15 protein-coding genes are annotated in these 15,851 nt (G+C 69.8%); 8 read left to right on the top strand and 7 right to left on the bottom strand.

The features are described from left to right. Positions 1-12 precede the first annotated feature (12 nt). Positions 13-594 (bottom strand): GtrA family protein, encoded by a 582-nt coding sequence (locus ACIO3R_RS13960; RefSeq protein WP_385041732.1) that lies wholly within the window; start codon positions 592-594, stop codon positions 13-15. A 203-nt stretch (positions 595-797) separates the two neighbouring features. On the opposite strand from ACIO3R_RS13960, the gene ACIO3R_RS13955 reads away from it, so the two are divergent. Genes ACIO3R_RS13955 through ACIO3R_RS13945 form a run of 3 tightly spaced genes read left to right on the top strand, consistent with a single transcriptional unit; the run spans position 798 to position 3,662 of the window. Next, positions 798-1,937, top strand: a complete 1,140-nt coding sequence (locus tag ACIO3R_RS13955) for a 5-(carboxyamino)imidazole ribonucleotide synthase (RefSeq protein WP_402105723.1) — start codon at positions 798-800, stop codon at positions 1,935-1,937. Next, on the top strand, positions 1,934-2,470 hold the full coding sequence (gene purE / locus ACIO3R_RS13950; RefSeq protein ID WP_402105721.1) for a 5-(carboxyamino)imidazole ribonucleotide mutase: 537 nt from the start codon (positions 1,934-1,936) through the stop codon (positions 2,468-2,470). The genes ACIO3R_RS13955 and purE overlap by 4 nt, the downstream gene beginning before the upstream one ends. Before the next feature lie 7 nt (positions 2,471-2,477). Continuing rightward, the gene (locus tag ACIO3R_RS13945; protein ID WP_385034208.1) at positions 2,478-3,662 is read left to right on the top strand and encodes a dipeptidase; all 1,185 of its coding nucleotides are present in this window, start codon (positions 2,478-2,480) and stop codon (positions 3,660-3,662) included. Positions 3,663-3,710: 48 nt separating this feature from the next. Here ACIO3R_RS13945 and ACIO3R_RS13940 read toward each other — a convergent pair whose 3' ends face one another. Further along, positions 3,711-4,070, bottom strand: a complete 360-nt coding sequence (locus ACIO3R_RS13940) for a VOC family protein (protein ID WP_402105719.1) — start codon at positions 4,068-4,070, stop codon at positions 3,711-3,713. Between the two features lie 130 nt (positions 4,071-4,200). Between ACIO3R_RS13940 and ACIO3R_RS13935 the strand changes: the two genes are divergently transcribed. Then, positions 4,201-4,710 carry a CGNR zinc finger domain-containing protein gene (locus ACIO3R_RS13935; protein ID WP_402105718.1) on the top strand — a complete coding sequence of 170 codons (510 nt, stop codon included), beginning with the start codon at positions 4,201-4,203 and terminating at the stop codon, positions 4,708-4,710. 42 nt (positions 4,711-4,752) lie between these two features. Here ACIO3R_RS13935 and ACIO3R_RS13930 read toward each other — a convergent pair whose 3' ends face one another. Beyond that, a complete protein-coding gene (locus ACIO3R_RS13930) occupies positions 4,753-6,096 on the bottom strand; it encodes a UDP-glucose dehydrogenase family protein (protein ID WP_402105716.1) in 1,344 nt (447 codons plus the stop codon). Positions 6,097-6,270: 174 nt separating this feature from the next. Here ACIO3R_RS13930 and ACIO3R_RS13925 point away from each other — a divergent pair, with 174 nt between their 5' ends. Further along, the gene (locus tag ACIO3R_RS13925; protein ID WP_402105714.1) at positions 6,271-7,428 is read left to right on the top strand and encodes an acyl-CoA dehydrogenase; all 1,158 of its coding nucleotides are present in this window, start codon (positions 6,271-6,273) and stop codon (positions 7,426-7,428) included. A 723-nt stretch (positions 7,429-8,151) separates the two neighbouring features. Here the strand turns inward: ACIO3R_RS13925 and ACIO3R_RS13920 are convergent. From ACIO3R_RS13920 to ACIO3R_RS13905, 4 genes are all read right to left on the bottom strand, one after another. Next, complete coding sequence (locus ACIO3R_RS13920) at positions 8,152-8,814, bottom strand: class I SAM-dependent methyltransferase (protein WP_402105712.1); 663 nt, start codon at positions 8,812-8,814, stop codon at positions 8,152-8,154. 72 nt (positions 8,815-8,886) lie between these two features. After that, positions 8,887-9,369 (bottom strand): hypothetical protein, encoded by a 483-nt coding sequence (locus tag ACIO3R_RS13915; protein ID WP_385034223.1) that lies wholly within the window; start codon positions 9,367-9,369, stop codon positions 8,887-8,889. Between the two features lie 331 nt (positions 9,370-9,700). Beyond that, a complete protein-coding gene (locus ACIO3R_RS13910) occupies positions 9,701-10,540 on the bottom strand; it encodes a helix-turn-helix domain-containing protein (protein WP_402105710.1) in 840 nt (279 codons plus the stop codon). An 18-nt stretch (positions 10,541-10,558) separates the two neighbouring features. After that, complete coding sequence (locus ACIO3R_RS13905; protein WP_402105709.1) at positions 10,559-11,086, bottom strand: DUF6879 family protein; 528 nt, start codon at positions 11,084-11,086, stop codon at positions 10,559-10,561. A gap of 476 nt (positions 11,087-11,562) precedes the next feature. On the opposite strand from ACIO3R_RS13905, the gene ACIO3R_RS13900 reads away from it, so the two are divergent. The 3 genes from ACIO3R_RS13900 (at position 11,563) to ACIO3R_RS13890 (ending at position 15,831) form a co-directional block, all read left to right on the top strand. Continuing rightward, complete coding sequence (locus tag ACIO3R_RS13900) at positions 11,563-12,345, top strand: isoprenyl transferase (protein ID WP_385034232.1); 783 nt, start codon at positions 11,563-11,565, stop codon at positions 12,343-12,345. A gap of 315 nt (positions 12,346-12,660) precedes the next feature. After that, positions 12,661-13,650, top strand: a complete 990-nt coding sequence (locus tag ACIO3R_RS13895; protein WP_402105708.1) for a hypothetical protein — start codon at positions 12,661-12,663, stop codon at positions 13,648-13,650. Positions 13,651-13,731: 81 nt separating this feature from the next. Then, positions 13,732-15,831: an ATP-binding protein gene (locus ACIO3R_RS13890; protein WP_402105706.1), complete on the top strand. Its 2,100-nt coding sequence runs from the start codon at positions 13,732-13,734 to the stop codon at positions 15,829-15,831. Positions 15,832-15,851: the final 20 nt, after the last annotated feature.

Here is a 15,851-nt window from a genome sequence, read left to right as displayed (position 1 = left end):
CCGAGCCGCCCGCTACCGCCGCGCCGCGTCCGCCTCGACCCGCGCGGCGGGCGACGGCACAGGCACCGGACCCGCGGCGGCCGGACCCGCGGCCGCCGCCGGACCCGTCGGCACCGGCACGGCCCCCGCTTCCGCCGGCTCACTCAGCACGGCTTCTTTGTCAGGCAGCGCCTTGAACACCCAGCTCCGGTACGACCAGAAGCGGAACAGCGTCGCGACACCGATCCCGACGATCTTGAAGACGTTGCTCTGGACCGGGCTGTTCCAGCCGAACCCGTATGTCGCCGCGTACAGCACCCCGGTCTCGATGACCGCCCCCGCCGCGCTGAACAGCAGGAACAGCGTCAGCTCCCGGGTCCGGCCGCTCTTGTCGCGGTCCCGGTACGTCCAGTAGCGGAAGCCGACGTAGTTGCAGAGGATGGCGACGAACGTGGCCATCAGGCCCGCCCGGACCGTCGGGATGTCCGTGTAGCGCCACAGCAGGTTGGATACCGCGATATTGACGACCAGACCGACCGCACCGACCACGCCGAACTTGGCGATCTCCCGGGCCAGCACATCCAGCCGGGCCCGCAGTGCGCCCCGTTCGCTCATGGTGGTTGCTCAGCCCGTCTGTCGGTTCGTGTCCGTCGGTTCGTCTTCAGGTTCCGTCAACCCGGCCATGCTAACCAGCCCGCCCGCCGGCCGCCCGTGCGTACCGGTACAGGTGTGGCGAGTCTGTGACACCCCGCACGGCCCGGGGCCGCCCGCAGAGGCCGTCGTCGGGCGGCCCCGGGGCGTGCGGATACCCTGGAGGAGTGACGTTCCCGGTAGTCGGCATGGTCGGTGGCGGTCAGCTCGCCCGTATGACCCACGAGGCGGGCATCCCCCTCGGCATCAAATTCAAGCTCCTCAGTGACACCGCGCAGGACTCGGCGGCCCAGGTCGTGAACGAAGTCGTCGTCGGCGACTATCGCGACCTGGAGACGCTGCGTGCCTTCGCGCGCGGCTGTGACGTGATCACCTTCGATCACGAGCACGTGCCGACCGAGCACCTGCGGGCCCTGGAGGCGGACGGCATCCCCGTGCGCCCCGGCCCCGCCGCGCTGGTGCACGCCCAGGACAAGGGGGTGATGCGCGCGAAGCTCACCGAGATCGGCGCGCCCTGCCCCCGCCACCGCATCGTGAAGGACCCGGCCGACGCCGCGGCCTTCGCCCGCGAGGCCGGCGGCTTCCCCGTCATCCTCAAGACCGTGCGCGGCGGCTACGACGGCAAGGGCGTCTGGGTGGTCCGCTCCGAGGCGGACGCGGCCGACCCCTTCCGGGCCGGTGTCCCGGTCCTCGCGGAGGAGAAGGTCGACTTCGTACGGGAGCTGGCGGCCAACATCGTCCGCTCGCCGCACGGCCAGGCCGTCGCCTACCCGGTCGTCGAGTCCATCCAGGTCGACGGCGTCTGCGACACGGTGATCGCCCCCGCCCCCGAGCTGGACGAGGGCCTCGCGGGCGAGGCCCAGCAGCTCGCGCTGCGGATCGCGGCCGAGCTGGGCGTGGTCGGCCACCTCGCGGTCGAGCTGTTCGAGACCCGCGACGGGCACATCCTCGTCAACGAGCTGGCGATGCGCCCCCACAACTCCGGGCACTGGACGCAGGACGGCGCGATCACCTCGCAGTTCGCCAACCACGTCCGGGCCGTCCTCGACCTCCCGCTCGGCGACCCGCGCCCGCGCGCCCCCTGGACGGTCATGAGCAACGTCCTCGGCGGCGACTACCCGGACATGTACCAGGCCTACCTGCACTGCATGGCCCGCGACCCGCAGCTCAAGATCCACATGTACGGAAAGGACGTGAAGCCGGGCCGCAAGGTCGGCCACGTCAACACCTACGGCGACGACCTGGCGGATGTGCGCGAGCGCGCCCGGCACGCGGCCGACTACCTGCGAGGAACGATCACCGAATGACTTCCCCCTCCGCCGCACCGGTCGTCGGCATCGTCATGGGCTCCGACTCCGACTGGCCCGTCATGGAGGCGGCGGCCAAGGCCCTCGACGAGTTCGAGATCCCCTTCGAGGTCGACGTCGTCTCCGCTCACCGGATGCCGCACGAGATGATCGCGTACGGCGAGAACGCCGCGGGCCGCGGCCTCAAGGCGATCATCGCGGGCGCGGGCGGCGCCGCCCACCTGCCCGGCATGCTCGCCTCCGTCACCCCGCTGCCGGTCATCGGCGTGCCGGTCCCGCTGAAGTACCTGGACGGCATGGACAGCCTGCTCTCCATCGTGCAGATGCCCGCCGGTGTCCCCGTCGCCACCGTCTCGGTCGCCGGCGCACGCAACGCGGGCCTGCTGGCGGTCCGTGTCCTCGCCTCCCACGACAGCGAGCTGCAGGCCCGTATGGTCGAGTTCCAGAAGGAGCTGAACGACCAGGCCACGGAGAAGGGCAAGCGGCTGCGCGCCAAGGTGCAGGGCGCCGACTCCTTCGGTTTCGGAAAGTAGGACAGCGATGGAGCAGCTGGAGCGGGCCCGGGAACTCCTCGCGGAGTACCCCGTCGTCGACGGCCACAACGACCTCCCGTGGGCGCTGCGCGAACAGGTCAACTACGACCTGGACGCCCGCGACATCGCCACCGACCAGTCGGCCCATCTGCACACCGACATCCCGCGGCTGCGCGCCGGCGGCGTCGGCGCCCAGTTCTGGTCCGTCTACGTACGGTCCGACATGGCGGGCGAGGACGCCGTCAGCGCCACCCTGGAGCAGATCGACGCGGTCGCCGAACTGCTGGCCCGCCACCCCGCCGACCTGCGCCGCGCGCTGACGGCCGACGACATGGAGACGGCACGCGCCGAGGGCCGTATCGCCTCCCTGATGGGGGCCGAGGGCGGCCACTCCATCAACAACTCGCTGGGCACCCTGCGCGCCCTGCACACCCTCGGCGTCCGCTACATGACGCTGACCCACAACGACAACATCGCCTGGGCGGACTCGGCGACCGACGAACCGGGCGTCGGCGGGCTCTCGCCCTTCGGCCACGAGGTCGTACGGGAGATGAACCGCACCGGGATGCTGGTCGACCTCTCGCACGTCGCGGCCACGACGATGCGCGACGCCCTGCGCACGTCCACCGCGCCGGTGATGTTCTCGCACTCCTCGGCGCGGGCGGTCTGCGACCACCCGCGCAACATCCCCGACGACGTCCTGGCGCAGCTCCCGGCCAACGGAGGCATCGCCATGGCGACCTTCGTACCGAAGTTCGTCCTGCCGGCGGCCGTCGACTGGACCCGGTCCGCGGACGAGAACATGCGCGCCCAGGGCCTGCACCACCTGGACACCACCGAGCGGGGCATGAAGGTCCACGCCGCGTTCGAGGCGGCGAACCCCCGCCCGATGGCGACCGTCGCGACGATCGCGGACCACCTCGACCACATGCGCGAGGTCGCCGGGATCGACCACATCGGCATCGGCGGCGACTACGACGGCACCGCGTTCCTCCCGCAGGGCCTGGAGGACGTCGCGGGCTACCCCAACCTGATCGCGGAACTGCTGGGCCGCCGCTGGTCCGCCGCCGACCTGGCCGGGCTCACCTGGCGGAACGCGGTACGGGTGCTGCGCGACGCGCAGGACGTGTCCCGCGACCTGTCCGCCCGCCGCGGCCCCTCGCACGCCACGATCGAAGAGCTGGACGGCTGAGCGCCCGGCCGGGACCGGGTTCCGCCCGGGGCCCGGCCGGGACAGCCCTCAGCAGGCGCAGAGACAGAACGGGTGACCCGCCGGGTCGGCGTACACCCGGAAGGTCCGCTCCCGGTCCTCCGCGTCGAGCACCGTCGCCCCCAGCGCCAGCACCTCCCGCTCCGCCGCGTCCAGATCCGCCACGGTCAGGTCCAGGTGGAACTGCTGCGAGCCGTCCGGACGCGGCCACCGCGGCGGTACGAAGCCGGGTGCGGCCTGGAAGGCGAGCGGCGTGCCGGTGCCTCCCGTGAGATCCACCCAGTCCTCGTGCTGCTCGACCTCCCCACCGAGCACGCGGGCGTAGAAACCGGCCAGAGCGACGGGATCGGGGCAGTCCAGGACGACGGCACCCAGTACGGCAACAGCCATGACGTTTCCTCCTCGGGCAGACACGGTCAGGCGGTTACCCGTTGAGTCGCTCAACCGGTAACCGTTACCGCATACTCCCGTAGTGGGGGTAACGTCGCAACCGAGAATGACAACTGATGGATGACCACCGATGAATGAGAGGGACTCCGCCCCCGGCGGACTCGCGCTGATCGAGGCACTGGTCAACACCCTGAACGTCGAGACGGGTGCCGACACCCTCGGCACGGCCGACGGGCGCGCCGAATTCGCCCTCGCCGAGCGGGACGCCCCGGCGGCCCGCACCCTCCGCGAGGCCCTGCGCACCGTCTGCCTGGCCCACGCCGGCCACCGCCCGCCCGACGACGCGGCGTCCGTGCTCGACCGGCTGCTCGCCGGCGCGCCCCTGCGCGTCACCGTGGACGCGACGGGCGCCGCGGCGCTGCGCCCCGTCGAGGAACCGCCCGGACTGACCGCCCGGGTCGCGGCGGCCATCGCCACCGCGTCGGCGAACGGGACCTGGGACCGGCTCAAGGCGTGCGAGGCGGCGGACTGCCGCTGCGTGTACTACGACCGCAGCCCGGCGGGACGCCGCCGCTGGTGCTCGATGTCGGTGTGCGGTGCCCGCGCGAAGATGCGCACGTACCGCGCGAAGCGCGGCTGAGGGCAGCCGGTAAGGGGCCCGGACCTCCGGGCCCCCAGGGGATCAGGCCTTCGGCCGTCCCATGGCCCGGAACGTCCACCCGGCCTCGCGCCACACCGCGGGGTCCAGCGCGTTGCGCCCGTCCAGGATGATCCGGCGGCCGGCGGCCTCGCCCAGCACCGCCGGGTCCAGCTCACGGAACTCGCTCCACTCGGTCAGGTGCAGCACCACATCGGCGCCGCGCACCGCGTCCAGGGCCGTCTCCGCGTAACCGAGCGTGGGGAAGAGGCGGCGGGCGTTGTCCATGCCCTTCGGGTCGAAGACCGTCACCTGGCCGCCCTGGAGGTGGATCTGCCCGGCGACGTTCAGGGCCGGTGAGTCACGTACGTCGTCCGAGTCCGGCTTGAAGCTGGCGCCCAGGACGCCCACCCGCTTGCCGAGGAAGGAGTCGCCGCCGACGGCCTCCCTGGCGAGCTCCACCATGTGGCCGCGGCGCCGCATGTTGATGGAGTCGACCTCGCGGAGGAAGGTCAGCGCCTGGTCGGCGCCCAGCTCGCCGGCGCGCGCCATGAAGGCGCGGATGTCCTTGGGCAGGCAGCCGCCGCCGAACCCGATCCCGGCCCGCAGGAACTTCTTCCCGATCCGCTCGTCGTGGCCGATCGCCTCGGCCAGCTTCACGACGTCGCCGTCGGCGGCCTCGCAGACCTCCGCCATGGCGTTGATGAAGGAGATCTTGGTGGCCAGGAAGGAGTTGGCCGAGGTCTTCACCAGCTCGGCGGTCGGGAAGTCCGTCACGACGAACGGGGACCCCTCCGCGACCGGGGTGGCGTACACCTCGCGCAGCACCTTCTCGGCCCGCTCGCTCTCCACCCCGACGACGATCCGGTCCGGGTGCAGCGTGTCGTTGACGGCGAAGCCCTCGCGGAGGAACTCCGGGTTCCACGCCAGCTCGGCCGCGTCGCCCACGGGGGCGAGCTCGGCGATCCGCGCCGCGAGCCTGGCCGCGGAGCCGACGGGCACGGTGGACTTGCCGACCACCAGGGCGGGCCTGGTCAGAAGGGGTGCGAGCGAATCGAAGGCGCTGTCCACGTAGCTCATGTCGCAGGCGTACTCGCCGTGCTTCTGCGGGGTGTTCACGCAGACGAAGTGCACATCACCGAATTCGGCCACCTCTTCCCACGAGGTGGTGAAGCGCAGCCGCCCGGTGGCACCCTCGATGCCCGCGACGTGCTTCTTCAGGATCTCTTCCAGCCCCGGTTCGTACATCGGGACCCGGCCGGCCGACAGCAGCTCGACCTTCTCGGGCACGACGTCCAGTCCCAGCACTTCGAAGCCCAGCTCCGCCATGGCCGCGGCATGGGTGGCGCCGAGGTAGCCGGTGCCGATCACAGTGATCCTGAGGGCCATGTAGTGCTCCTGTGAGATGCGGACAGACGTGCGGTGAACGAGCATAGTCCTGCCTCTGAATCGCTCCATTCCGGCTGTCGCGAAGCTCACGGCTCCCGCTCGTATGCCTTTCCCGGGGCTGGCGCCTAAAATTGTGTTACTTAACGGTAGTTAGCATCCTGGGGAGTGAGAGTCTTGGCGGGTTCGACCGATTTCGACCTGTACCGTCCGGCCGAGGAGCACGACATGCTCCGTGAGACGGTGCGTGCGCTCGCCGAGGCGAAGATCGCCCCGCACGCGGCCGCGGTCGACGAGGAGGCCCGCTTCCCGCAGGAGGCGCTGGACGCCCTGACCGCCGCGGACCTGCACGCCGTCCACGTACCGGAGGAGTACGGCGGCGCCGGCGCCGACGCGCTCGCCACGGTCATCGTGATCGAGGAGGTGGCCCGCGCCTGCGTCTCCTCCTCCCTCATCCCGGCCGTGAACAAGCTCGGCTCGCTCCCGGTGATCCTGTCCGGCTCCGAGGACCTGAAGAAGAAGTACCTGGGCCCGCTCGCCAAGGGCGACGCGATGTTCTCCTACGCACTCTCCGAGCCGGACGCGGGTTCCGACGCCGCCGGCATGAAGACCAAGGCCGTCCGCGACGGCGACTTCTGGGTCCTCAACGGCGTGAAGCGCTGGATCACCAACGCGGGCGTCTCCGAGTACTACACGGTCATGGCGGTCACCGACCCGGCCAAGCGCTCCAAGGGCATCTCGGCTTTCGTCGTCGAGAAGTCGGACGAGGGCGTCTCCTTCGGCGCCCCGGAGAAGAAGCTCGGCATCAAGGGCTCCCCGACCCGCGAGGTCTACTTCGACAACGTCCGCATCCCCGCCGACCGCATGATCGGCGAGGAGGGCACCGGCTTCGCGACCGCGATGAAGACCCTGGACCACACCCGCATCACGATCGCCGCCCAGGCCCTCGGCGTCGCCCAGGGCGCACTGGACTACGCCAAGGGCTACGTCCAGGAGCGCAAGCAGTTCGGCAAGCCGATCGGCGACTTCCAGGGCATCCAGTTCATGCTCGCCGACATGGCCATGAAGCTGGAGGCGGCCCGCCAGCTCACCTACTCGGCCGCCGCCAAGTCCGAGCGCCTCGACAGCGACCTCACCTTCTTCGGCGCCGCGGCCAAGTGCTTCGCCTCCGACGTCGCGATGGAGGTCACCACGGACGCGGTCCAGCTGCTGGGCGGCTACGGCTACACGCGGGACTACCCGGTGGAGCGGATGATGCGGGACGCGAAGATCACCCAGATCTACGAGGGCACGAACCAGGTCCAGCGCATCGTCATGGCGAGGAACCTGCCGTAACTGAGTTTTCGCAGCTCAGCGGCCATTTTCGATGGCTCGCAGGCCGTGATCGGCTTCCGGTCTGGTCGGGACCGTTTCGGGCCGATCATGGGCGTCACGCCGGGGAAATCCTGGGCTGACGCTGGGCGGTGAACTGCCTCCCACCTGCACAAACACAGCGGCCCCCGGCGCTCTGCCGGGGGCCGTTCGCATGGGTTCTGTCAGGCCACTTCCGCCTGTCCTTCGGTGGGGCCCTCCGCGCCGGGCGTCAGCATGCTTGCGATGGCCGCCCGCCCCGTGCTGCTCGGCTCCTTCGAAGATGTAGTGGTAGTGCTCCCTGAGCACGTCCGTGGAGCTGTGACCATCCAGTCGGCGTCGGGGGACAGCAAGCGCTCCGGCCCCCACACGCCGTGGTTCTTGTTGTGCCGCCGATTCTGGAAATCCACTCGCAAGACCTCGGCCTTGAAGTCGATCTGATCCCGAGAGACGGCCATGGCTTCACCGCTACGGAGTCCGCATCCGGCCCTCAGTCCTCAGCCGGCCAAAGCGGAGCGTGACAACGGGGCCACGGTCGTTCAGATGGACGCCTACCGTTCGGCACCCGCGCAGGCTTCTACGCTCGCCCCGAACCGAAGCGCTAGGAATCGCTCGCCGCCAACCCGTTCCGCGCGTTGCTCTGAACCGCTCGAACAAAGCAAGGAACACCCCCGCCAGTTCCAGCGGGGCGTTCGCGTGTCCAGGAGATCAGCGTTTTACGCTGCGTACGATCAGGGTTCCGATGTGTCCCTCGGTGGGAGCGTCCAGGACGGTTGCGTCGATGTCCTGGAAGCCGCTCTTGGCGAGGAGCGTGGACCACTTGCCGGGTGTGTAGCTGTACCGGTAGGTGAACATGGCCTTGCCCGCGAAGCCGCCTTTGTACATGCCCTGGGGGCCGTAGGCCCCTGGGATAGCCGGAGGCTGGGAGAAGACCAACGTGCCACCAGGGTTGAGCCGCTTGGCGATCAGCGGGAAGAGCTTCACCGGGTCGGTGAACCAAACCGCGCCGAAGATTGAGTAGATGGCGTCGTACGTCTCCGTGCTCGCCGCGAGGTGCTCAAGCACTTCTGCACAAATGAACTCCGCCCCCGTAGGCCCCCAGCGTTCGGTCAGGTGCTTGACGGCGACCGGAGACAGGTCCAAGCCCGTGACCTTGACTCCCTGGTTCAGGAGGAACGCCAATGCTCGCCCGGTACCGCAGCCGATTTCCAGTGCCGTTCTTGGCGAACCCAGGAGTTCAGGCCCTGGGCCGTGTCCGGCGTACTGCGTCCAGCAGAGCACCGGTTCAGCCTCCAGGGCCTTGTCCTTTGTGTTCTCGGCGAAGGTGTCCCAGAGTTCGCGTTCAGAGTCGATGTCGTGCTGAGTGGGCAACTGTCGTCCTCAGTTCCACGTTGGTTCGGTGCCCCGCCCCGGGGAGGACGGGGCACCCCGTACAGGGCGCCGCTAGTGGCTGTCGGGCACCTTGTTGTCGCACGGCGAGCACTCCGCCGCGTCCATGTCCCACAGCTCATCGTCTACGGTGAATCCGTTGTCCCGCAGGATGTCGGCCGTCCGCGTCACGGTGCCGTCGCAGCGCCGCTGGATCAGGGGAGCGTGGTGCTTGTACTGGCCGCTGTTGTATTCGTCGCACAGGGCGAAGTACAGCGGAGTGTCCAGGATCAGGGCGTGAACGGCCACGTCCACCGTGTAGCCGACGCCCATGTCCACGCCCTTCCGCTCCATGGCGGTGACCGTGTAGGCGATGGCCTGGCCCAGCAGCCGTTCGGCGGTGTTACGGGTCATGACGCTGTTGTCGCGAAGCAGGAGAGCGATTTCTCGATCCCACAGCGTCGGTTCGGTGTCGGTGATCAGGTGGGGCACTCGATGGGCCAGTGCGTTGAGGATGATCTGTGGCTCACGGGTGCGGGTCTGAACAGCTGTGCTCATTGTGCGTGCCTCCAGGGAGAAGGGTTGCGTGGAGCGTGCGGGCCGGCCAGTTGTGTTCAGACGCTGTCCCGGATGCGGCGTTCGCTCTCGGGAGCGCATGGGTTGTCCGCGTGAACGGGGCAGCGACACAGCGGGAAGCGGTTCGACGCGGAAGGCTCTGAAGCGGGTGCCACCTCATGTTCTGGAACCCGCTCTGTGATGCCGTCCCTCGTCACTCGATAGACCGCGATGGTCATCGCCATGCTTGCCTCCGGCTGTCAACTGGCTGTGCCAAGAACGGTAGGAAGAGGGGCAGCCGGGCAGGGCGGATGTTGCATGGTGTTGTAAGTCTTCATTCCTCGGTAGCGTCGAGGGCCTTCCTGATCAAGGCTTTGGCATTCGAGCCGTACACAGCGGCTCGTGCCATCTGAGCGAACGCGCTCAGGTACACATCGATCTCGGTTCGATTCGTCACCCGGACCATGGCGGTCAGGGTTTCCACCTGAACTTCGCGATCATCGAATGCGTAGAAGGATTCGATGGGCCATACCGGGCGGCGTGACATGTGGGGGATGATTCCGAAAGCCAAGTTGGGGTGCCCGATGACGGACATGAGGTGTCCCAGTTGCTGCGCATGCTGCGGAGGGTCGGTCATCGGCATGTACAGGGCCGATTCTTCGATGAGGACGGACACTTGATTGCCCCGCAGGGTGGCGGCCGAGCGCTCCAGACGCGCCTGTACGGCGTCCTCAACGTCGTCGGGAAGACTCCTGAAGCGGCGGATCTTACGGAGAATGCCCCGCGCGTACGCCTCCGTCTGGAGCATCCCGGGGAGGACCCCGCTGCTATATACCCGGAAGGAACGTGTCTCCTGGTAGATGCCGCTGCGTTGGGCCTTGCCGAGGCCGCCCTTCAGGTACTGGGTCCACTGGACGTACAGGGTCTTGGCCGTGCGCGTGGTCTCTATCAGTGCTTCAGCTTCTTCGGGCCTTCCGCATGCCGTGCACCATGCGCGGATGTCGGCGGGCTTGGGGATCGTCTTCCGGTGCGTGATCCGGTGAGTCTTGGAACGGTCCCAGCCGCACAGAGCGGCCAGCCGGGCCCCCGATAGACCGGCGTCTTCCATCATGCGAGTAAGCCGGTCGGCAACTGACTTATGGGCCTCTTCAGCCGTCGACAGAGGTGAGGTCATGGACTGGCCGCTGTTCTGTTAGACGTTGTACTTGTTGTGTGGGACAGCTCGCTCCCAAACCGCCTCGAACATGTCAGCACACCGTGCCGCTACGCCCGCGTCTTCTGTGAAGTCCGTGTGCATCCAACGGCCGTCACCGTCAAAGACGTTGAACTGGGCCAGCTTGCCGTCGAAGAGCCAGAAGTCGTTGCCGGGCAACAGCAGGTCGGATGCCTGCCGACGCGGCAGCCACCGGACGTCCTCCCCGCAAGCGACGTTGCCATACGTGACGTTGTGCTCCCACTTGATGTAATCCGAGGCTGGCTCACCCACCACCCTCGCGCGGCGCACCGTCACACCTCGGGCGGTGATGTTCTGGATGAGGCCGTGCCAGTCATCGCGCCACCACGATGAACGGTCGTCCCAGTCCCTGCGCTCCCCTGCTAGCCAGGCGTCGAAGGCAGGGTGTTCCCCGGGGACGGCATACGTGTCGCGGGTCTCAAGGTGGACTGCTGAGTGCTCACACTGCCTGAGCAGCTTGGCGAACTCAGCCAGACTCTGCGACACGGATAGCCTCCTTGAGAAGCGGGATCATCCTCGGTTCCAGAACGATCAGCGTCTCATCCTCGGCTCGCGGCGAGTCGGCCACCGTCCGAGCCCTAACGTCTTCCCCGGCTCGCCGCCCCTGTACGAGTAGCCGTCGGTCGTCATCCACCCAAACCGCCGGGCACCCGTAAAGCACCCAGATCTACGAGGGCACGAACCAGGTCCAGCGCATCGTCATGGCGAGGAACCTGCCGTAACGGCCCACCCCGATCAGCGATCACGGCCCCCGGCGCGCTTGCCGGGGGCCGTGTGCGTGACCCCGGCGGCAATCCGGGGCCGTGTGTGACCGGCGCCCGCGGAATGCGGAATGCCCGGCCAAAGCCCCTCCCGGCCCGGTCGCTTGTGCGGCGATGCGGTCAGGGACGCGCTCGCGGAGCGCGCGGGACGCCGCTGGTATGGTCCGCGAAGGCTTTGTGCGACGTGATGGAGTTGGTTCGGTGAAGCTGCTCCCGCTGTTCCTCCGGCGGCCGATAGAAACGGTGTACGAGCGGCGGCTGGCCGCCACCCTCGTGGGGTTGCCGCGCCCGCAGCATGTCGGGATCATGCTCGACGGCAACCGGCGCTGGGCCCGGCAGGCGGGCCACACGGATCTCCGGGAGGGGTACCGGGCGGGCGGCGCGAAGGCGACCGAGTTCCTGGGCTGGTGCGCGGCCGCCGGAATCGAGCGGGTGACCCTCTTCATGCTCTCCGACGACAACCTCGGGCGCCCCGCCGAACAGCTCGGCCCGCTGATCGAGATCATCGAGGAGACCATCCAGGACATCACGGCCGTCGGCCACCCCTGGGAGGTCCAGGTGATCGGATCGCTCGACCTGCTGCCCGGCGCCACTGCCCAGGCACTCAAGGAGGCCACCGCCGCGACGGACGGGCGCGGCGGGCTCAAGGTGGATATAGCGGTCGGCTACGGCGGCCGACGGGAGATCGTCGATGCGGTGAAGAGCGCCTTCGAGGAACACCGGGCGGCCGGTGGCGACCTGGCCGAACTGGTCGAGCGGTTCGATGTCGAGGACATCTCCCGGCATCTGTACTCGCCGACCGCCGCCCACACCGACTTCATCATCCGGACCTCCGGCGAGCAGCGTCTTTCCGGTTTCCTGCTCTGGCAGTCCGCGTACGCCGAGATGCACTGGGTGGACTGCTACTGGCCGGCGTTCCGCCGCGTGGACTTCCTGCGCGCGATCCGCTCGTACGCGCACCGGCAACGGCGATTCGGCAAATGACTGCCGTCGGCGCCCGGCCCCGTGCCCGGCGGTCGACCGGTCGAGGTTCGAAGGAAATCGCAACGGGCACGGCCGGCTCCCGAGCCGGCCGTGCCGCCTGACGGTCCGGCCGCCGCTTCACCCGGGCCGCGAGACATGTCCGGGGCCGTCCGCGTGCGCCGTGCTCCCAGGTGGCGGCGAGGCTGAAGCACCAAATCCGGTTGGCTGTAACGAAGTTGACGCGCATTCTCGTGGGTGGATGCTGATTACGACGACGAAGCTGGGGTAGGTGCGGCAGCTGAGCCGTTGGAGACAAGCATGAACAGGACCCCGTCTGTGTCAGATCCCATACCGGCGTTACCCGGCCACGACGTCGTCCTCGACGCGCACGTCGACAGGTATGGTCCCCGCCTTCTGCTGTGGGTCTGGGACAGGGCGGAGGGCGGGCTGTACCGCCACGTCTCCTGCGCCGGGTTCGGCTCGCTCCAGAGCATCCCCATGAGCGCCGTCCGGCTTCTCGTCGACCACCTGTGCGCCGAGGAGCTGATCGACGCCGTCGGCGGGCCGGGGACGGCGACCGGGGCCCCCGTGGTCACCCTGCGGGCCGCCGGGGCGGAGCGGGCCCGCCGGCTCCAGGCCCTGCGGGCGAACGCCGCCGAGCGGACACGTCACGCGGCACGAGCCGTACTGCACTGGATCCACGACAACGCACACCGGCAGCCCCTGCGGATCAGCGGCTTCCTGGACTCGCCGGACGTCTTCTTCCTCGGCGACGCGCTCTCCCGGAGCGAGGTCGCCCGCGCCCTCACCTACCTGGCCGACGAGGAACTGATCACCTGCGAGGGGCCGCCGTTCCACCACGACGTCGGCTCACACGTGGCGCTCACCTCGCAGGGCGTGTCAGTCGTGCTCGCCGGCGCCACGGACATCGGCGCGTATGTGGCGCAGCAGCGTGAGTACCGCCGGCCCACCCAGCACACGCACATAGAGGCCACGACGATAGAGCACCTCACCCAGGGCGACTCCGACCACAGCGTGCACACCTCGATCGAGATGCACACCGCGCTCCCACCCGCCGGTCTCGCCAGGCTCATCGCGGAACTGGCGCCGGCCCTCGATCTCGATCCGGAGTCACTCGCGGCCCTGATGCGGAGCGCGAACTCGCTGGCGGGCGGCGGTGTCCCCGACGACGAGCCGCCCCCGGACCGGCAGCGCGGCCTGATGGAACGGATTCGGCACAGCCTCGCCTCCGCTCCCGACACGGTCGGCCGGCAGCTCCTCCTGGACGCGGTCGGCCAGGCGCTGGGCCGGATGCTCGGCGGCTGACGCCTCACGGGCCGGGGCAGCGGCGCGGGGGGCCGCACAGGCGGAGAAGGACGGCTGAACGGCTGAACGGGGGGATGGACGATGTGGACGCCTTTGTACGCACGGGATCCGATTCTGCGAGGGCTGGTGCCCCGGCTGGTGGGCATGGCGCCCGACCGGCGGGAACTGGTGCCCCAGGAGCACCGGGACGACCTTCCCGTGACGCTGCTCTCCGGGAGCCACGGAACGGGCAGGACCGCGGTCCTCGATGCCCTGGACGATTTCTACCGGGGGCGGATCCCGCTCGGCAGGGCCGACGCCGCGCGGATCGAACAGGCACACCGGTCGGGCCCCGCGGCGCCCAACACGTCGGCGGTGGTCGAGATCCTGGAGCACCTGGCCTGTGGACTCGCGCCGGTGGTACCGGGAGCGGTACGGCTCCGCTTCTCCCGCCTGCTGCCGGGGCTGTTCGCCGTGTCCAGCTGGCACCGCGGTGACGAGGAGCAGCAGGCACTGGCCCGTGACCGGATCGCCCGCCTGCTCGTCGCCTGCGGCCTGACGAAGGGCGCGGAGGGCACCGAGGGGGACGCCACCGAATGGACGTACGACGTCAGTGAGCGCCTCGCGGACCCGGACCGGCGGCAGCACGATCTGGCCCCGGTCACCGAGGCGGTCGTCCAGCAGTACTTCTCGCGGCACACCCGGACCCGCGCCGCGAGGGCGGTGCAGCAGTGGTACCGGAGCCGTTCCAGCGGCTCGGACGACGCGGAGGCCGCCCTGATCCGGCTGAGTCTGCGCTTCCACCAGGGCGGTGACTTCCAGGACGCCGTCGAGCGCACCCTGACCGCGGCCTTCCTCGAAGACCTCTCCGACGCCTACGGGCGGTGGCAGCGCGTCAACCGGACACCCCGGCCGCTGGTCCTGCTCGACAACGCGCACACCGCGGCCGGGCGGCGCTTCCTCGGCCTGCTGCTCGACCACCGGGCCGTGCCCGGACCAGGCGTCCGGGACCCCCTGGTCGTCGTGGCGACCCGGCTGGGCGACGGCACGGCCCTCTACCCGGACGCGACGCCCCGGGAGCTGCCCGAGCTCACCCAGGCGTCCGGCTGGGAACGCACCGTCGCCTCGTCGCCGTCGGCCGGAATGCTCACGGTCGCACTGCCCCCACTGGGCCGCGGCGACCTGCTGCTGATGCTCGACGCGGCCCAGGGGCCGTTGCCCCGCCATCTTCCGTCCGCCCTGTACTCCCTCACCCGCGGGCATCCGCAGGGCAGCCGGGTGCTGTGCGAGGCGGTCGTCCGCGCCCGGCACGTGGTCGATCCCGAGGCCCTGCTCGACCTGCCCGTCGGGGAGGGCCGGCCGGCCGGCGAGGTCCTGCTGGAGCGGCTCGTGCCCCAGCCCCAGCTGCGCGCCCATCTGGCACCGCTTGCCCTGGCACGTGACCGGGCCGCCGCACAGGTCCTGACCACGGCGGCCGTGCTCGCCGACGGCGGACTCCCCGGCGCGGGGCTTCCCACGGCGGCCCGGTACCTGGTGGAGGAGCACTGGACCGACGGTGCGCGGGCCGCGGCGAGCGGGGAAGGGTCCGGCGAGGAAGCGGGATTCGTGGCGGACCCCTTCCTGCGGGCCCTGCTGGTCCACGAGGCGCGCCGGACCTGCGCCGCGGCCGTGCCGGGACGGCGCTGGGCGGACCTGCACGGCCTCCTGCGGCAGCATCACGAGGAGCGCGGAGCCGGCCACGAGCCGGACGTCCTGCGGCACGGGCTCGCCCTCGGGGACGCGGAACCGGTGGTACGCACGCTGACGGAGTACTTCGGGAGCTGGCCGGCCGACCGCTGGCTCACGGCCCTGCCCCATGTCGCCTCGGCCCCGCACCCGCCCCGGGCGGAGTGGACCGATCACCGTGCCGAGATCGCCCGGGGCGCCCACGACCACCTGTACGAGGAGGCCGACGACATACACCGGTCCGTCAACCGGCTGCTGCACGCTCTCTGGTACCTGTCCGAGACGTACGCGGAACCGATGGACGACCTGTGCGAGGACATCGGCGCGGAGCTGGCTTTTCTGTCGATGCGTCATCCGTCGGGCCGCGTCGTGCTCAACGAGGCGGCCCGCTCCTGGCCGACCGCCGTACGTGAGCGGAGGCCCTGCCCGACGTACGGACCGGACTACGGACGCGGCCCTCTCCGCGGCGAGGAGTGAGAACTGTGCTGAACCGTTTC

The sequence above is a fragment of the Streptomyces sp. NPDC087428 genome, assembly GCF_044744085.1.
Classification (GTDB): Bacteria; Actinomycetota; Actinomycetes; order Streptomycetales; family Streptomycetaceae; genus Streptomyces.
Note: the sequence above shows the minus strand (reverse complement) of the source record. Positions and strands in the feature narration are given on the sequence as shown.

Excerpts from the sequence above, each read along its gene's own strand:
- ACIO3R_RS13910 (WP_402105710.1), bottom strand. The coding sequence starts at position 10,540 with ATGACCTCACCTCTGTCGACGGCTGAAGAGGCCCATAAGTCAGTTGCC.
- ACIO3R_RS13960 (WP_385041732.1), bottom strand. The coding sequence starts at position 594 with ATGAGCGAACGGGGCGCACTGCGGGCCCGGCTGGATGTGCTGGCCCGG.
- purE (WP_402105721.1), top strand. The coding sequence starts at position 1,934 with ATGACTTCCCCCTCCGCCGCACCGGTCGTCGGCATCGTCATGGGCTCC.
- ACIO3R_RS13890 (WP_402105706.1), top strand. The coding sequence starts at position 13,732 with ATGTGGACGCCTTTGTACGCACGGGATCCGATTCTGCGAGGGCTGGTG.
- ACIO3R_RS13930 (WP_402105716.1), bottom strand. The coding sequence starts at position 6,096 with ATGGCCCTCAGGATCACTGTGATCGGCACCGGCTACCTCGGCGCCACC.
- ACIO3R_RS13940 (WP_402105719.1), bottom strand. The coding sequence starts at position 4,070 with ATGGCTGTTGCCGTACTGGGTGCCGTCGTCCTGGACTGCCCCGATCCC.
- ACIO3R_RS13935 (WP_402105718.1), top strand. The coding sequence starts at position 4,201 with ATGAATGAGAGGGACTCCGCCCCCGGCGGACTCGCGCTGATCGAGGCA.
- ACIO3R_RS13915 (WP_385034223.1), bottom strand. The coding sequence starts at position 9,369 with ATGAGCACAGCTGTTCAGACCCGCACCCGTGAGCCACAGATCATCCTC.
- ACIO3R_RS13945 (WP_385034208.1), top strand. The coding sequence starts at position 2,478 with ATGGAGCAGCTGGAGCGGGCCCGGGAACTCCTCGCGGAGTACCCCGTC.